12 protein-coding genes are annotated in these 16,979 nt (G+C 39.0%); 8 read left to right on the forward strand and 4 right to left on the reverse strand.

Going from position 1 to position 16,979, the window contains the following annotated elements; translation table 11 throughout:
- Positions 1-6: 6 nt before the first annotated feature.
- From EQG61_RS07450 to EQG61_RS07475, 6 genes are all read left to right on the forward strand, one after another.
- On the forward strand, positions 7-1,311 hold the full coding sequence (locus EQG61_RS07450) for an erythromycin esterase family protein (protein WP_129461292.1): 1,305 nt from the start codon (positions 7-9) through the stop codon (positions 1,309-1,311).
- 165 nt (positions 1,312-1,476) lie between these two features.
- Entirely contained in the window at positions 1,477-2,541 is a 1,065-nt protein-coding gene (locus tag EQG61_RS07455) for an efflux RND transporter periplasmic adaptor subunit (protein WP_129461293.1), read from the forward strand.
- 3 nt (positions 2,542-2,544) lie between these two features.
- On the forward strand, positions 2,545-5,622 hold the full coding sequence (locus tag EQG61_RS07460; RefSeq protein WP_129461294.1) for an efflux RND transporter permease subunit: 3,078 nt from the start codon (positions 2,545-2,547) through the stop codon (positions 5,620-5,622).
- Positions 5,623-5,624: 2 nt separating this feature from the next.
- Positions 5,625-6,923, forward strand: a complete 1,299-nt coding sequence (locus EQG61_RS07465; protein WP_129461295.1) for a TolC family protein — start codon at positions 5,625-5,627, stop codon at positions 6,921-6,923.
- Positions 6,924-6,946: 23 nt separating this feature from the next.
- Positions 6,947-7,810 (forward strand): bestrophin family protein, encoded by an 864-nt coding sequence (locus tag EQG61_RS07470; RefSeq protein WP_129461296.1) that lies wholly within the window; start codon positions 6,947-6,949, stop codon positions 7,808-7,810.
- An 83-nt stretch (positions 7,811-7,893) separates the two neighbouring features.
- The gene (locus EQG61_RS07475) at positions 7,894-8,820 is read left to right on the forward strand and encodes an AraC family transcriptional regulator (RefSeq protein ID WP_129461297.1); all 927 of its coding nucleotides are present in this window, start codon (positions 7,894-7,896) and stop codon (positions 8,818-8,820) included.
- On the opposite strand, the gene EQG61_RS07480 is transcribed toward EQG61_RS07475, so the two are convergent.
- Positions 8,817-9,197, reverse strand: a complete 381-nt coding sequence (locus EQG61_RS07480) for a DUF779 domain-containing protein (RefSeq protein ID WP_129461298.1) — start codon at positions 9,195-9,197, stop codon at positions 8,817-8,819. The two genes, EQG61_RS07475 and EQG61_RS07480, sit on opposite strands and share 4 nt — an antisense overlap.
- An 81-nt stretch (positions 9,198-9,278) precedes the next feature.
- The gene (locus EQG61_RS07485) at positions 9,279-10,784 is read right to left on the reverse strand and encodes an aldehyde dehydrogenase family protein (RefSeq protein ID WP_129461299.1); all 1,506 of its coding nucleotides are present in this window, start codon (positions 10,782-10,784) and stop codon (positions 9,279-9,281) included.
- 254 nt (positions 10,785-11,038) lie between these two features.
- Here EQG61_RS07485 and pheT point away from each other — a divergent pair, with 254 nt between their 5' ends.
- Both pheT and EQG61_RS07495 read left to right on the forward strand, forming a co-directional pair.
- Positions 11,039-13,462: a phenylalanine--tRNA ligase subunit beta gene (pheT, locus tag EQG61_RS07490; RefSeq protein WP_129461300.1), complete on the forward strand. Its 2,424-nt coding sequence runs from the start codon at positions 11,039-11,041 to the stop codon at positions 13,460-13,462.
- Between the two features lie 122 nt (positions 13,463-13,584).
- Positions 13,585-14,298 (forward strand): hypothetical protein, encoded by a 714-nt coding sequence (locus EQG61_RS07495; protein WP_129461301.1) that lies wholly within the window; start codon positions 13,585-13,587, stop codon positions 14,296-14,298.
- Positions 14,299-14,370: 72 nt separating this feature from the next.
- On the opposite strand, the gene EQG61_RS07500 is transcribed toward EQG61_RS07495, so the two are convergent.
- Entirely contained in the window at positions 14,371-14,928 is a 558-nt protein-coding gene (locus EQG61_RS07500; RefSeq protein ID WP_129461302.1) for a fasciclin domain-containing protein, read from the reverse strand.
- Positions 14,929-15,061: 133 nt separating this feature from the next.
- The gene (gene rpsA / locus EQG61_RS07505) at positions 15,062-16,825 is read right to left on the reverse strand and encodes a 30S ribosomal protein S1 (RefSeq protein WP_129461303.1); all 1,764 of its coding nucleotides are present in this window, start codon (positions 16,823-16,825) and stop codon (positions 15,062-15,064) included.
- Between the last annotated feature and the right edge of the window lie 154 nt (positions 16,826-16,979).

Raw genomic sequence — 16,979 nt, forward strand, 5'->3', positions numbered from 1 at the left:
ATCCGAATGTTTAAAAAAAATCTCCTAGTTTTCAGTTATTTATTTTCAATAGGTCTTTATGCACAGAAAAAAGAAACATTAGAATGGCTAAATACAAATTCTATAGCGATAGAAGATGCAAACCCTACTACTGAATTAGTCATTTTTAAACAAAGGGAACCTCAAAAATTTACCAATGCAAAAATCTATGGGTTTGGTGAAGCATCTCATAATACAAAAGATTTTTTTGATTTAAAAGCTAAGTTTTTCAAGTATTTGGTAGTAAATCATGGATTGAGAGTTTTCATCATGGAAGAGTCCTATCAAGCCGAATCAGGTATCAATGAATGGATTAGTGGTGGCAAAGGAGACATCAAAACGATAGCAAATAATTTTAAAACGGGATTTTGGTATACCCAAGAAATCGTGAATCTTTTGAAATGGATGAGGGACTATAACATAGGTAAACCATTGGATGCACAAATCCGTTTTTATGGTATGGACCCAAAAAGTGGCGTTCTAATTAATCTCGAACTACGAAAATTTGTTACGGATAACAAAATAAGTATTGACGAGAATTTGTTGAAATCGATAGATAGTTGTGCCAATAAATCCATTGACTTTAGTAAAAAAGATGCTTGGTGGCAAAAACAAATTCCTAAATTAAATGAATTTAAACAGCTTTTAGCACAATCAAAAAAAGAACAATTAGAAGTACGAAAAGCAATTAGAAGTATAAACTATTTGATTAGCTATGTGGAATATGCGGCTTTGGTCGGAGAAAAATATCCTACCGGTACCCAATTCCGTGATTTAAAAATGTTTGAAAACGTAAAATATATCATCGAGAATGAGTCGGAAAATGGTAAAGCATTCCTTTGGGCTCATAATGATCATATCAGCAATACGGAAATGTATTATTCGGGCAGCAACATTATTAACCTCGGACGCCATTTAAAAGATTATTTTAAAGAGGATTATTATAGTGTAGGGTTTGATTTTGGAACCGGTAAAATCAATGGTTATGTTATTGATGAAAAAAAGGGGAATTATTGGAAAACGTATACGATAGAAGTACCCTTTTCAGGTACTTACGCTAAAACATTAATGTCTGTTGATAAAAACATTTATTTCATTGATTTAGAAAATGCAATCCAAAATGAACCTTCTGATTTCTTTGAAAAAGAAGCGAAACAATTATTGATTGCAGCAGGTGGTTACCAACCAAATCCTCTTCATAAAATATTGGTCAGAAAAATCTATTCAGAGACGTATGACGGATTACTCTTTGTAAAATCGATTTCCATTCCCAATTACAAATTAGATGAATAGTAAAAATTTAGAACTTAGAAAAATCTGAATTGGCACCAATACTTTAGCTATTTTTTTATAAACTCAACATTTGTACCTACATGTGTTAAATAAAAATTAAGGTTTCCGCCTATCTACATGGGAAGCCGTAGTTTTGTGATTCCTAATCTACAATACCATTTATAGATGAAATCCAAAACTCTTTTTTTTCTTGTCTTAGCCGTGGCACTGGGTGCTTTGGTCGTTTATCGTATTTCAAAAAATAGCGAAAAGGATCCAAAAGCAGGAGCGCAAGGCGACAAGAAACCACCTATTACTGCTGAAGCACGGATTGTCGAACCGCAAAACTTCTCCAATACCATTTCCTTATCGGGTTCGCTAGAGGCCAATGAAGAAGTGGCTATTCATCCCGAAGTTTCGGGTATCGCCGAGAAAATCCTATTCATAGAAGGTGCTCGCGTGACTAAAGGTCAAGTTTTGGTAAAAGTCAACGACTCCGAATTGCGTGCGCAGTTACTTCAAGCAATTACCAAAGAGAATTTAGCCTCTGAAAATGAACGACGGGCCAAACTTTTATTGAAAAAAGAAGCCATTAGTCAAGAAGAATACGACATTGCCAGTGCCGATTACCGCACAGCCAAAGCACAAAAGCAATTGATTCAGGTACAAATTGGAAAAACTTCCATCAAAGCTCCCTTTTCGGGAACGATTGGTTTGCGTAATATTTCACCTGGAACGTATGTGACACCTGCTACGGCAATTGCCAATTTGGTGAACACCAATCCGTTGAAAATTACATTTTCACTTCCTGAAAAATATGCCACGGAAATCACCAAAAATGGAACGCTCCAATTTACCGTTGCGAATGAATCCAAAACCTACACGGCGAAGATTTATGCGATCGAACCCGCTATTGAAGCAACAACGCGCACTTTACGCGTTCGCGCTTATGCCGACAATGCGAACGGCACCTTGATACCGGGAACGTTTGCCAATGTACAATTGCCTTTAAAGAACATTCCGGACGCGATTTTGATTCCGTCAGAAGTCGTAATTCCTGTGAAAGACGGGAAAAAAGTTTACATCGCTCAAAACGGCAAAGCCAAATCGGTGCTGATTGAAACCTTAACCCGTACAGGGAAAGATGTAGTGGTGACTTCGGGATTAAAAGCGGGCGACACTCTTTTAGTTTCGGGTGTGATGGCACTCAAAGACGACGCCGATATTACTGTTAAATTACAAACCAAGTAAACTATGAGTCTCTCTACGTTAAGTATCAAGCGACCCGTGTTTACCATCGTGGTCAATTTGCTCATTATTCTCTTCGGAATTTTGGGTTACTCCTATTTGGGAGTGCGTGAATTCCCGTCAATTGACCCAGCCGTGATTACGGTTCAAACCAATTATACAGGTGCCAATTCAGACATTATCGAACAACAAATTACCGAACCGCTGGAGAAAGCGATTAACTCCGTTGACGGTATTCGGAATATTTCGTCCAACTCAGCCCAAGGTTCGAGTACCATCAATGTCGAATTCAAATTAGAAAAAAATCTAGAAGAAGCCGCCAATGATGTTCGGGACAAAGTATCCCAAGCCGTGCGTTCCTTGCCACAAGATATCGATGCACCACCTGTAGTTTCTAAGGCCGATGCCGATTCAGAGCCCATCATCACCATGACAGTTCAAAGCGATACCCGCAATGTAATGGACTTGAGTGATTATGCGGAAAATGTGTTGGCCGAACGTTTGCAAACCATTTCGGGAGTAAGTAGCGTCCAAGTTTGGGGACAAAAACGGTATGCGATGCGATTGTGGTTGGATCCTGTAAAAATGACTTCTTACGGATTGACCGTAAAAGATGTGATGACCGCCTTGGACAAACAAAATGTAGAATTGCCCTCCGGGAAAATTACAGGAAAAAACACCGAACTCACGGTACGTACCATGGGGAATTTATCGGATGAAGAAGAATTCAACAACATTATTGTTTTAGCGGGAGAAGGCAAAACCATTCGTTTTAGCGATATCGGTCGGGCCGAATTAGCTCCGCAAGTGTTGGAATCCCAATTGACCGAATCCGGGAAACCGATGTTGGGATTGGCGATTATTCCGCAACCGGGAACCAATTACTTGGACATAGCCGATCAATTTTACAAACAATACGCTCAATTTGAAAAGGATTTACCGAAAGACATCCACTTGAATGTAGCGTTGGACAATACCTTATTCATTAAAAAATCAGTGACAGAAGTGGCAGAAACTTTATTGATTTCTATACTTCTTGTAATTTTAATCATCTATTTGTTCTTCCGCGATTGGTCGATTGCCTTCCGTCCGTTGTTGGATATTCCGGTATCGTTGATTGCCACCTTTTTCATCATGTATTTGTGTGGATTTTCAGTGAACGTGTTAACCTTATTGGCGATTGTATTGGCTACAGGATTAGTGGTGGATGACGGAATTGTAGTTACTGAAAACATCTTCAAGAAAGTCGAAGAAGGCATGTCCCCTATTGAAGCTGCAATTAAAGGTTCGAACGAAATCTTCTTTGCGGTAATCTCCATTTCCATTACGTTGGCAGCGGTATTTTTACCGATTATCTTTTTGGAAGGATTTGTCGGACGTTTGTTCCGAGAATTTGGGGTCGTCATTGGAGCGGCCGTACTGGTCTCAGCCTTTGTATCGCTGACCTTAACGCCTATGTTGAATGCCTACTTGATGAAAGAAGGCGGACATAAACCAAGTCGTTTTTACGAGTTTACTGAACCCTATTTTGTGAGTCTCAACAAAGGCTATGCAGAGGCACTGCAAGGATTTCTGCGTAAAAAATGGCTGAGTTTCCCCATTCTGGCAGCTTGTATCGGATTGATTGTTTTATTTTTTACAATTCTCAAAAAAGAAACCGCTCCGTATGACGATCGCAATCTGGTCATCATGGGAATTACGACCCCTGAGGGTGCAACCTACGATTACACGGATCAATTGATGCAAGATATTTCTAAGATGATCAACGATTCGATTCCCGAGAAAAAAGTGGGATTGATCGTGACTTCGCCTTCCTTCTTTACTTCAGCGGTAAATACGGGAAGGGTGCGCTTGGCTTTGGTTGATCCCGAAAAACGTCAAAAGAGTCAGAAAGAAATTGCCGATAATTTAAGCAAATGGACCAAAAAATATACGGATGCAAAAGTAACCGTATCCGAACAACCTACGATTTCGGTGAACCGCCGCGGTGGGCTACCCATTCAATATGTGATTCAGGCTCAATCGTTTGAAAAATTGCGTGAAAAGATTCCGCAGTTTATGGAAGAAGCTACTAAAGATCCTACCTTCTCGATTGTGGATGTGAATTTGAAATTCAACAAACCCGAATTGAATATTTCGATAGATCGAGAGAAGGCAGAGAGTTTAGGAGTTTCCGTGATTGATGTGGCGCAAACGCTGCAACTTTCATTGAGTGGTCAACGTTTCGGTTATTTCATGCGCAATGGCAAACAATACCAAGTGATTGGCCAATTTGATGATAAAGATCGCGACGATCCGTTGGATTTGACCTCGATGTTTGTGAAAAATAACAAAGGGGAACTGATTCAAATGGACAATTTGGTGCAAGTGGAAGAACAAAGTAATCCGCCCCAATTGTACCACAACAATCGCTACATGTCGGCAACAGTTTCGGCTGGTTTAGCCCCAGGTAAAAGTATCGGCGACGGCATTGAAGCGATGAATGCGATTGGTAAGAAAGTCCTCGATGATTCGTTTACTACCGATTTAAGTGGCGAGTCCCGTGACTTTACCGAAAGTAGTTCGAATACGTCTTTTGCCTTTGGTTTGGCATTATTACTCATCTATTTGATTCTAGCTGCCCAATTTGAAAGTTTTATCGATCCGTTCATTATCATTCTAACCGTGCCCATGGCGGTAGCCGGAGCCTTATTGTCACTTTGGTTATTTGGCCAAACGTGGAATATTTTCAGTCAGATTGGTACCGTAATGTTGATTGGATTGGTGACCAAGAATGGTATTTTGATCGTCGAATTTGCGAATCAGTTGCGGGAACAAGGGCACACCAAATACGAAGCTATTGTAGAAGCTTCAGAAGCGCGTTTGCGTCCCATTCTGATGACGAGTTTGGCGATTGCCTTGGGAGCATTACCGATTGCAATGTCCTTAGGCGCTGCGTCAACGAGTCGCATCGGGATGGGAGTTGTCATTGTAGGGGGAACATTATTCTCTTTACTCCTCACCCTTTTTGTAATTCCTGCCATCTATTTAATGTGGTCCAAAGCGCGCAAGCACCGACCCGAATTTGATAACTTAGTCGATTAATTATGCAACGATATACGGTCTTTTTATTTGTGTTGTTCGGACTTCAACTGAGTTCGGCGCAACAACTTTTAACCTTAGAAGAGGCTATTAAAATAGCACTTGAGAATAATTTTGATATTCAATTGGCCAAGAACAATTTAAAAATTGACGAAACCAATAATTATATCGGAAATGCAGGGATGTTACCCAATGTTTCGGCCAATATTACCGACACCAATTCGAGAACCAATACGACCCAAGTTCAAGGCGGTACAGAACGCACATTGAATGGTGCCAAAAACTTGAATTTGAATTATGGTGTTTCGTTAGATTGGACCGTATTTGACGGTTTAAAAATGTTTGCTCGCAAAGAACAATTAAATAAATTGGAGCAACAGGGTCAGGCCGAATTAAAGAGTGCTATTTTATCTAAAATTAGTGCGGTGTACCTCGCCTATTATGATTTGGTGCAACAGCAACAACAAATCAAGGCATTGGATACCACGATTGTCATCTCTAAAGAACGGTTACAAACGGCACAAAACCGCTACAGTATTGGAAAAGCGGCCAAATTGGAAGTTTTAAATGCGCAAGTGGATTTGAATACGGATGAGAGTTTGTTGATCCAACAAAAAGAACAATTTAAAGCTTCACAGATTCAATTAAACACCTTATTAGCTCGGGATGTAGCTTTGGAATTTAGTGTTTTAAATGCTTTAGAAGTGGATGATCGATTGGTTTTAGACGATTTAAAAAACTTAGCCAAGTCACAAAATCCGCAACTGCAGGCCCAAGTCTTGAATAAGAACATAGCCGAATTGCAATTGAAGCAAGTCAAAGCAGGGCGCTATCCTACTGTAAAAGTAAATACAGGCTATACCATTGGCCGCACAGAAGCTTCGTTGGGTTTCATCACCCAGTCGCAAAGTCGGGGCTTAACGTATGGTTTCTCGGCTTCTGTTCCTATCTTTCAAGGAAGTCAGATTAGTCGAAACGAAAAGATAGCCAAACTTCAAGTAACCAATGCTGAAATCACTATAAAACAGCAAGAGTTATTGTTGGAAAGTCAGTTGCAAAGCGCTTTTGCGAGTTATCTTTCCAACAAGAAATTGGTGGAAATGGAAGCGAAAAACGTATCGATAGCCGAACAAAATTTGGACATCACGTTGGCTAAATTCAAGATTGGCACCATTACTCCGGTTGAATTTCGCACCGCGCAACAAGGATTTATTGAAGCCAAAGTACGTTACAGCAATGCCTTGTATCAAACTAAGATTTACGAAATCAGCTTAAAAGAATTGGCTGGAAGTTTGACGTTTTAGTTATTTTTGGCAAAAAACTAACCATGGTACAATACAATCCCAAAGACTGGATTATTTTCATTTTTCGTTTTCACAAATCGGATACGTTTCGCCAACTGTTTCCCATGATGGTTTTGATTGGGTTGTATACGTCGGGAATTTGTTATTTGGAAATGGCCGTTTGGCAACTTTCGGAAAGCAGTCATGTCAAAAACATTCCGATCATGCATGGTTTGGTGGGATTTGTAATTTCTTTATTGCTTGCTTACCGCACGAATACGGCTTATGATCGTTGGTGGGAAGGGCGAAAATTATGGGGATCGCTGGTGAATAACAGTCGGAACCTTGCTTTAAAACTATCGGTCATGTTGAAAGACGACCGGGACAAATTGTATTTTCGACGTATAATTCCCGTGTATGCTTCGGTGTTGCAAAAACATTTAGCGGATGAAGAAACTTCCAAAACGTTATTTGATGATTTGGATTTAGAAATGGATCATCACAAACACCGTCCGAATCAAGTTGCACGTGGTTTGTATCAAAAAGCGAATGATTTGTATGTTTCAGGAAAAATTACGGGGGATCAATTGATTGTAATAAACAGCGAATTGCAATCGTTTACCGATGTTTGCGGGGCTTGTGAACGGATTAAAAACACGCCTATTCCCTACTCCTATAGTGCTTTTATCAAAAAATTTATCTTCATTTATGTCATGACCTTACCCTTTGGTTATGTCTTTAGTTTGGGCTATTACACGATTCCGGTGGTCATTTTTATCTTCTATGTTTTGGCGAGTTTGGAATTGATTGCTGAAGAAATCGAAGATCCGTTTGGGAACGATGTTAACGATTTGCCGACCCAAAAGATTGCCTCCAATATCAAAAAACATATCGAAGAAATACTCTAACTATAGTAATTCAGCAATTTTTAAGGAAACGTTTTCATTCCTATTTTTATTTATTTGTATCTTAGTGAAACAAATGACTATTTATGGCTGTTAAAGCGCTACTCAATAAACCTGCACTCACGCATGAAAAATCGTTAAAAACGTTGGTAGAAAACCGAACGATTTTCTCGTTGGATCATTGTGAATTGAACATTTTTGAAACCTATCAAAAATCGGAATTGGTACCGTTGAAGTTCAACGACTTGGTCGTGACTAGCATGTTGCGCGGAAAGAAAGTCATGCATTTGTTTGAAGATCCGAGTTTTGATTACCTTCCGGGTGAAACGGTGATCGTTCCGGGTAATGCTGAAATGAAAATTGATTTCCCAGAAGCTTCCCAAGACAATCCAACCCAATGTATTGCTTTAGCCATTGACCAACCCATTATTAAAAGTACGTTAGATTTCCTCAATGAAAAATACCCCAAAGAGGGTCGGAATAATTTGTGGAAATTGGACCATGAAAACTATTTCTTTTACAATAATGTCGAATTGGCGGGTACGATTAACAAGCTCATTAAAGAATGTATGGGCGATTCGTTAACCAAAGATGCGATTGCCGATTTGACCTTACAAGAACTGATTATTCGCATTATTCAAACCCAGACGGCCAAACGTTATGAGGATGATCAATTCATCAATATCTCAAGTCCGATTGCACCTGTTGTCGAATTCATCAAAACCAATATTCACAACACCATCAACCTCAAAGACCTGAGCGATAAAGCGTGTATGAGTCCGACGAGTTTCTACCGTTACTTCAAACGAGAGCTAGGAATGAGTCCGATCGAATTTATTCTCAACGAAAAAATCAAATACGCCAAAAAATTATTGAGCAATCCCAAAATCAATGTCAACGAGGTATCGTATGCGACTGGATTTGAAGATTGCAATTACTTTATTCGTTTATTCAAAAAATACGAAGGCGTCACACCCAAGCAATACCAATTGATGAATTTCACGATGCATTAATCGTAGCTGTTGTAGCGCACGGGTTCCAATTGTTCCAACTCTTCCGACTCAAACAATCGGTATTTTACTTGAAAGGTTTTTCCGTAGGGTGTTTCTAATGAGAATCCGCCAGGACCATGGCCATTGGTAACATCCAAGGTAAAGTGGGCATGTTTCCAATATTCGAACAAATCTTTATCCAACCAAAAATCAAATCCGTTAATTTTACCGATGCAGACATCGCCTGAACGGAGCATAAAACCGCCTTTTTCAAAGCATTGGGGTTGGGTTCCTTCACAACACCCGCCCGCTTGGTAGAACATCAAAGGACCGAATTTTTCTTCCAGCATCACAATTACTTCTAGGGCTTCTGGGGTAACATCTAAACGTGACAGCATATTTTTTTGTTTTAAATAGAAACCGCAAATTGGCTGATAAAAACCAATTTGCGGTTAAAGGAATACTAATTAAACGAACTATTAAAAGAATCCTAATTTATTTTTGTTGTACGAAATCAACATGTTTTTAGTTTGACGGTAGTGATCCAACATCATTTTGTGGTTTTCACGTCCGATACCGGATTGTTTGTATCCACCAAACGGTGCTCCTGCGGGATACGCATGGTATTGGTTCACCCACACACGACCGGCTTTGATGGCACGAGGTACTTGGTACAACTCGTGGGCATCACGTGTCCAAACACCGGCACCTAAACCGTACATGGTATCGTTGGCAATTTCGATCGCTTCTTCGGTGGATTTAAAGGTTGTTACAGCTAATACCGGTCCGAAGATTTCCTCTTGGAAGATACGCATTTTGTTATGGCCTTTGAAAACGGTCGGTTGAATATAATAACCACCTTCCAAATCACCACCCAAATGGTTCACTTCTCCACCACATAGTAACTCCGCTCCTTCTTCTTTACCCAATTGGATATACGAAAGGATTTTATCTTTTTGGATTTGAGATGCTTGCGCGCCCATCATTACGGTTGGATCAAAAGGATTACCCAATTTCACAGCGGCTACGCGTTCTAATACCTTTTCCATGAATTTGTCATAGATGGATTCATGTACCAATAGTCTGGACGGACAGGTACACACTTCTCCTTGGTTCAAGCAGAACAATACCACACCTTCTAATGCTTTATCGAAGAATTCGTCGTCAGCATCCATCACTGAGGGGAAGAAAATATTAGGCGACTTCCCTCCTAGTTCCAAGGTTACTGGGATGATATTTTCAGTGGCATATTGCATTACCATGCGACCTGTAGCGGTAGAACCGGTGAATGCAGCTTTGGCTACTTTTGGATTGGTTACTAAAGTACGACCCAACTCTGCACCAAATCCGTTTACGATATTAATTACACCGGCAGGAATTAGATCGGCAATAAGTTCCATGAGCACCATAATAGAAATTGGCGTACTTTCAGCGGGTTTTAACACTACACAGTTTCCAGCAGCAAGTGCAGGCGCCAATTTCCAAACCGCCATAAGGATGGGGAAATTCCAAGGGATAATTTGTGCAACAACGCCAATCGGTTCATGAACAATAATAGAAACCGTATCTTTATCCAATTCGCTTATCGAACCTTCTTCGGCACGAATCACACTGGCAAAGTAACGGAAATGATCGATCGCCAAAGGTAGATCGGCGGCCATTGTTTCGCGAATGGCTTTTCCATTGTCTAGAGTTTCAACAGCAGCAAGGTGTGCTAAGTTGGCTTCTAATCGGTCAGCTACCTTATTTAAAATAATGCTGCGTTCTGTTTTGGAAGTCTGACTCCACGATTCAAAAGCGGCATGGGCAGCATTCACTGCATTTTCAATATCCATTTTTGCGGAATGTGCCGCTTTGGCCATGATTTTGCCGTCAACTGGTGAAATTACATCGAAATATTGTCCTGTAGAAGGCGCCGTCCATTTCCCATTAATGTAATTATCATATTTCTCTTTCAGTTGCGGTCTTTGTACTAAATTACTCATCGTCTTTAAGATTTTTTGTTTGCAGAATCAAAATTAGAAGCTACATCGATTGAGGAATAGCACTTTTATTTCAAACTATAGCACAAATTTGTTAACCTCGAAATTTTAACTTAAAATATTTACACATCTTTCAATTTTATTCTCAAATAATTAACAGATTCACAGCGCCAATTAAAACTGTAATCCTTAAAAATATTTTTTAGTTTACGTCCCGATATCCTTATCTTTGCACCCGTTAAAAAACCATTACCACCATGCGTATTTCCTATAATTGGCTTAAGCAATTTTTAAAAATCGATTTACCTTCAGATGAAACAGCTGCACTTTTAACCGACCTTGGTTTGGAAGTGGAAGTGGTTGAAAAATACCAATCAGTGAAGGGCGGACTTTTGGGCGTGGTTGTAGGTGAAGTGAAAACTTGTGAAAAACATCCCGATGCAGATCGTTTGAAAGTAACAACGGTTGATTTGGGCGATGGAAATCCTCCCGTGCAAATTGTTTGTGGTGCTCCGAATGTGGCTGCAGGTCAGAAAGTTCCTGTAGCAACAGTTGGGACTAAATTATTTGACAAAGACGGCAACGAATTTGAAATCAAAAAAGGGAAAATTCGCGGTCAAGAAAGTCACGGAATGATTTGCGCAGAAGATGAATTGGGCATAGGTGACAACCATGACGGCATCATGATTTTGGATGCCAAATTGAGACCTGGCACACCATTAGCCGAAGTGTTGAAAATTGAAAATGACGAAGTTTTTGAAATCGGATTAACACCTAACCGCGCGGATGCCATGTCACACATGGGTGTAGCCAGAGATTTGCGTGCCGGATTATTATTGCGCAATAAAAATATTGAATTGATCACGCCTTCGGTTTCTGCTTTCAAAGTAGACAAACGAACGCTTAAAATCCCAGTTGACGTGGTAGACAGTAAATTGGCACCTCGTTATTGTGGGGTAACAATTTCTGGAATCAAAGTAAAACCATCCCCTGAATGGTTGCAAAACCGACTAAAAGCGATTGGATTAACACCCAAAAACAATATTGTAGACGTTACCAATTACATTTTACACGAATTGGGGCAACCGTTACACGCGTTTGATGCCGCTAAAATCAACGGTAAATTGACCGTCAAAACGGTGGCTGCTGGAACCAAGTTTGTGACGTTGGACGATGTGGAGCGTACGTTACACGAAGACGATTTGATGATTTGTGATGATAACGGGCCGTTGTGCATGGCTGGGGTTTTCGGCGGAAAATCTTCGGGTGTTACTGAAACGACAACGTCTATCTTTTTGGAAAGTGCTTATTTCAATCCGGTGACCATTCGTAAAACCGCAAAACGTCACGGCTTAAGTACGGATGCTTCTTTCCGTTTTGAAAGAGGAATTGATCCAAATATCACGGAATATGCTTTGAAACGCGCTTCGATGTTAATTTTAGAAGTGGCCGGTGGCGAAATGACTTCAGATGTGGTGGACTTGTATCCGAAAAAAGTGGAAGATTTCTCGGTGTTTTTGAATTTTGACAAAGCCTTCAAATTGATTGGGCAAGAAATTCCGAAAGAAACCATCAAGAAAATCTTAGCTTCTTTAGATATTAAAGTAAACAGTATTACGGATGCTGGTTTGGGATTAATTATTCCGGCGTACCGTGTAGATGTGCAACGAGAAATCGATGTGATTGAAGATATTTTACGCGTTTACGGTTATAACAATGTCAATTTCACCAAAAAAATCAACGCTACGGTTGCGAATTCACCGCGAACAGAAGATTATAAAATTCAAAATATTGTAGCCAATCAATTGAATTCTCTAGGTTTTCATGAAATGATGGCCAATTCGTTGACTACAGGTGATTATGTGAAATTATCACCCCAATTGAAAGAGGACAACAATGTGACGATGCTTAATCCGTTAAGTAACGATTTGGCAACTATGCGTCAGTCGATGTTGTTTTCCGGTCTTGAGGCAGTTTCGTATAATATCAACCGTAAGAATAGTGATTTAAAATTATTCGAAATTGGTAAAACCTACCATAAGTTATTGTCAGGATTCAGTGAGAAAAAACACTTGACTGTTTTCATGACGGGAAATCGTTCTGCGGAGAGTTGGACGGGACCACAAAAGGCTACGGATTTCTTTGTATTCAAAGGAATCATCAAATCGATTTTTGACCGTTTAGGCTATACCAAAGTACAGGATAAACCCGTGCATAATGATGTTTTTGCCGAGGGAATTGCGCTTTGTTTGGGGAATGATGTTTTGGTTGAATTTGGAACCGTTAAAAAACACATTTTAAAGCACTTTGATATTAAGCAAGATGTTTTTTATGCCGACTTTAATTGGGATTTAATTATTAAAATGATTTCGAATAAAATCAAATTCCAAGACATTCCAAAGTATCCCGAAGTACGACGTGATTTAGCATTATTAGTCGACCAATCGGTGAGTTTTGAATCGGTATATAATTTGGCCCGTCAATCTGAAAAAAGCTTGTTGAAACAAATCAACTTGTTTGATGTGTATGAGGGCAAAAATTTACCTGAGGGTAAAAAATCGTATGCGGTAAGTTTTGTATTGCAAGATACTTCTAAAACATTGACCGATACGCAAATTGACAAAATCATGAGCAAATTGCAACAACAATTTGAAACTGAACTGGGAGCGCAATTGCGATAAACCAATAGAACCAATACAAAAGCCGTCTTCGTGACGGTTTTTTTATGAAAAAAATTAACGAAAGTTCAATTTACTTCTTGGGGATTTTCAAGTAATTTAGTGTTTCTAATTGTACTATGATCATGACTATGAAAGTATTAGAACCCATTTCGCTAGATAAAACCCTTTTAAAAATCCGGAATCGCAACTTAAAAAGTGAAAATATAGCTCATTCGGTTTGTTCTAGGGTTCAAACTGGAACTGATTTAGAAAATCTTATTGATCAAGATAATGGAAAAACAAAAAATCAGTTTAACATCGATTTGATAGAAAGCGACCGCATCTTTCATCGTAAACACATTCAAGAATTGTGTGTGAATTACCGACTGCGTTTTTTATCGGTGAAACTCTTTAAACACGGACTTCCAGATGAGGCATTATCGGCATGGGAAGAATTAGAACAATTACACCAAACTTCAATTGAAGATCTAATGATAGCGGCGCCTTCAAAATCTTTTCATTTGAAAACGTATGATGATCCCATATTATTTGCTCCTATGGGCAATGACTATTATTATATGATTCATAAATGGGGCAATGATGTTTCCCCTTTACGCCGATTGAAGTATTGGCCGGTAAAAAATGTGGTTACATTCTTGCTCTTTTGTTTGGCTGTGAGCGGGTTGCTTACTTGGATTACACCCGTGAACAAATTGGGCACTACCCTGCTATGGGCGCCATTTATTGTATTTCTGTTTATGTTTAAATCGATTGTAGGTACGGTTGCCTACTATTTTTTCATGATGGGGAAAAACTTCAATAGCGAAATTTGGGACCGTCCTTTTAAAGAAAATTAATAAAAATAAAAAGACCGATTCAAAACTACTGAATCGGTCTTTTCGATTAACCTAACAAACAAATTATTATTTTTATGGAAGTACAACGGTGTCTACCACATGGATTACACCATTAGATTGGAATACATTAGAAATGGTAATGGTAGCAACATTTCCTTTACTATCGCTCACCATCAACTTGTCTCCTTTTTGAGTTACGGTCAAAGCACCACCTGCAACGGTTTTCAATTCAGCTTTCCCTTTCCCCTTTTTCACCATATCCATTAAATCCTGAGCTGAGAATTTACCAGCAACGACATGGTATTTCAAAACCGTTTGTAATTTTTCTAAATTTTCAGGCTTTAAAAGGTATTCTACTGTTCCAGCAGGCAATTTATCGAAGGCTGCATTGGTTGGAGCAAATACGGTAAAAGGTCCGGCAGTTTGCAACACATCTACTAATCCAGCAGCTTTTACAGCGGCTACTAAAGTGGTGTGGTCTTTTGAGTTGACTGCATTTTGTACGATATTTTTAGACGGATACATTGGAGCTCCACCTACGTTTACTGTTTTTTCGCTTTGTGCAAAAGCAACTCCTGTAAATAACAATCCAGCTAAAACGAATTGTACCATTTGATTTCTTGTTTTCATAGCAATTTTTTTTAAAGAATTAATTTCATGTTTGTATAGCCATATACGACAAGAATTCGAAGTTGGTTTTTTTCGTACAAAAAAAAATCCCGAACCTAAGTCCGGGATTTCAAAATATGTGTTAATCAACTGATTATTTTTCACCTTTTTCCATTTTAGCTTTTAATTCAGCTAAGATGTCATTGTTATCACCTAAAGTAGAAGCAGGAGCGTTATTAGTTGAAGATGTTTCAACAGCTTTAACGTTTTTCTCTTCTTCTTCTCTGAAGATAGCAGTATGAGAAGCTACTACACGTTTGAATTCTTTGTTGAATTCAATTACTTTAAATTCTGCAGATTCTCCTTTTTTCAATTTTTTACCGTCTTCTTTTTCTAAGTGACGTGCAGGAATGAACGCTACTACATCATCTCCGAAATCAACTGTTGCACCTTTGTCAACGATTTCAGCGATTGTTCCATTGTGAACAGTACCAACAGCGTAAGCTGCTTCGTGTTTATCCCATGGATTTTCAGTAGTTTGTTTGTGACCTAAAGAAAGTTTTCTTCCGTCTACGTCTAATTCTAAAACAACAACGTCTAATTTATCACCTACGTTTACAAACTCAGATGGGTGCTTGATTTTTTTCGTCCAAGACAAATCAGAGATGTAAACTAATCCGTCGATTCCTTCTTCTAATTCTACGAAGATACCGAAGTTAGTGAAGTTACGAACGATACCTGTATGTTTCGAACCTACTGGGTATTTAGAAGTAATGTCAGTCCAAGGATCTTGTGATAATTGTTTGATACCTAAAGACATTTTACGCTCATCGCGGTCTAATGTTAAGATAACAGCTTCAACTTCATCACCAACTTTTACGAAATCTTGAGCCGAACGTAAGTGTGTAGACCAAGACATTTCAGAAACGTGGATCAAACCTTCTACACCTTCAGCTACTTCGATGAAAGCACCGTAGTCAGCGATAACTACTACTTTACCTTTTACTTTATCACCTACAGATAATTCAGCTCCAAGAGCATCCCATGGGTGAGCGTGTAATTGTTTTAAACCTAATTGGATACGTGTTTTCTCATCATCAAAGTCTAAGATTACAACGTTCAATTTTTGGTCTAATTCCAATACTTCGCTTGGGTGGTTGATACGTGACCAAGATAAGTCAGTGATGTGGATTAATCCGTCAACACCTCCTAAATCGATGAATACACCGTATGAAGTGATGTTTTTAACAACACCTTCTAATACTTGACCTTTTTCTAATTGACCGATGATTTCTTTTTTCTGAACTTCGATATCTGCTTCGATCAACGCTTTGTGTGATACTACTACGTTTTTGAATTCGTGGTTAATTTTTACCACTTTGAATTCCATCATTTTGTTAACGTATACATCGTAATCACGGATAGGTTTCACGTCGATTTGAGAACCTGGTAAGAATGCCTCGATTCCGAATACGTCAACGATCATACCACCTTTTGTTCTACATTTCACAAAACCGTTAACGATTTCTCCAGTTTCGTGAGCAGCGATAACGCGATCCCATGATTTGATTGTTCTTGCTTTACGGTGAGAAAGTACTAATTGTCCTGTTTTGTCTTCACGTACATCGATTAATACTTCTACTTTGTCCCCAACTTTCAAGTTTGGATTGTAACGGAATTCGTTCAATGAAATAACACCTTCCGATTTTGCATTAATATCAACGATAGCGTCACGGTCAGTAATACGTACTACAACTCCTTCAACAACTTCTTCGTTGTCTGTAGAAATGAAAGTCTTAGCTACTAAGTCTTCAAATTCTCTTAAATTGTTTTCGTCTACTGCGTCGATTCCTTCGGCATAGTTATGCCAGTTAAATTCATTTAAAAACGCTACTTGATCTTTGTTTAATTCAGCCATGCTGATAATTCTATTTGTATGCTGTGCTTTTCGAGTTTCATGAGCGAGTAAAATACACAACAGTGTTTTACGTAAATGATTCAATACCAATTGGAAACTCTTCTTCGCCAAAAGGTGTGCAAAAGTACGTTTTTATTCTTAACCTCAAAACATT

Source organism: Flavobacterium stagni, assembly GCF_004122105.1.
GTDB lineage: Bacteria > Bacteroidota > Bacteroidia > Flavobacteriales > Flavobacteriaceae > Flavobacterium > Flavobacterium stagni.

Bases quoted from the DNA above. Each gene is read 5' to 3' on its own strand.
- pheT (WP_129461300.1), top strand. From the start codon at position 11,039: ATGCGTATTTCCTATAATTGGCTTAAGCAATTTTTAAAAATCGATTTA.
- EQG61_RS07455 (WP_129461293.1), top strand. From the start codon at position 1,477: ATGAAATCCAAAACTCTTTTTTTTCTTGTCTTAGCCGTGGCACTGGGT.
- EQG61_RS07450 (WP_129461292.1), top strand. From the start codon at position 7: ATGTTTAAAAAAAATCTCCTAGTTTTCAGTTATTTATTTTCAATAGGT.
- EQG61_RS07460 (WP_129461294.1), top strand. From the start codon at position 2,545: ATGAGTCTCTCTACGTTAAGTATCAAGCGACCCGTGTTTACCATCGTG.
- EQG61_RS07485 (WP_129461299.1), bottom strand. From the start codon at position 10,784: ATGAGTAATTTAGTACAAAGACCGCAACTGAAAGAGAAATATGATAAT.
- EQG61_RS07500 (WP_129461302.1), bottom strand. From the start codon at position 14,928: ATGAAAACAAGAAATCAAATGGTACAATTCGTTTTAGCTGGATTGTTA.
- EQG61_RS07465 (WP_129461295.1), top strand. From the start codon at position 5,625: ATGCAACGATATACGGTCTTTTTATTTGTGTTGTTCGGACTTCAACTG.
- EQG61_RS07475 (WP_129461297.1), top strand. From the start codon at position 7,894: ATGGCTGTTAAAGCGCTACTCAATAAACCTGCACTCACGCATGAAAAA.
- EQG61_RS07495 (WP_129461301.1), top strand. From the start codon at position 13,585: ATGACTATGAAAGTATTAGAACCCATTTCGCTAGATAAAACCCTTTTA.
- rpsA (WP_129461303.1), bottom strand. From the start codon at position 16,825: ATGGCTGAATTAAACAAAGATCAAGTAGCGTTTTTAAATGAATTTAAC.
- EQG61_RS07480 (WP_129461298.1), bottom strand. From the start codon at position 9,197: ATGCTGTCACGTTTAGATGTTACCCCAGAAGCCCTAGAAGTAATTGTG.
- EQG61_RS07470 (WP_129461296.1), top strand. From the start codon at position 6,947: ATGGTACAATACAATCCCAAAGACTGGATTATTTTCATTTTTCGTTTT.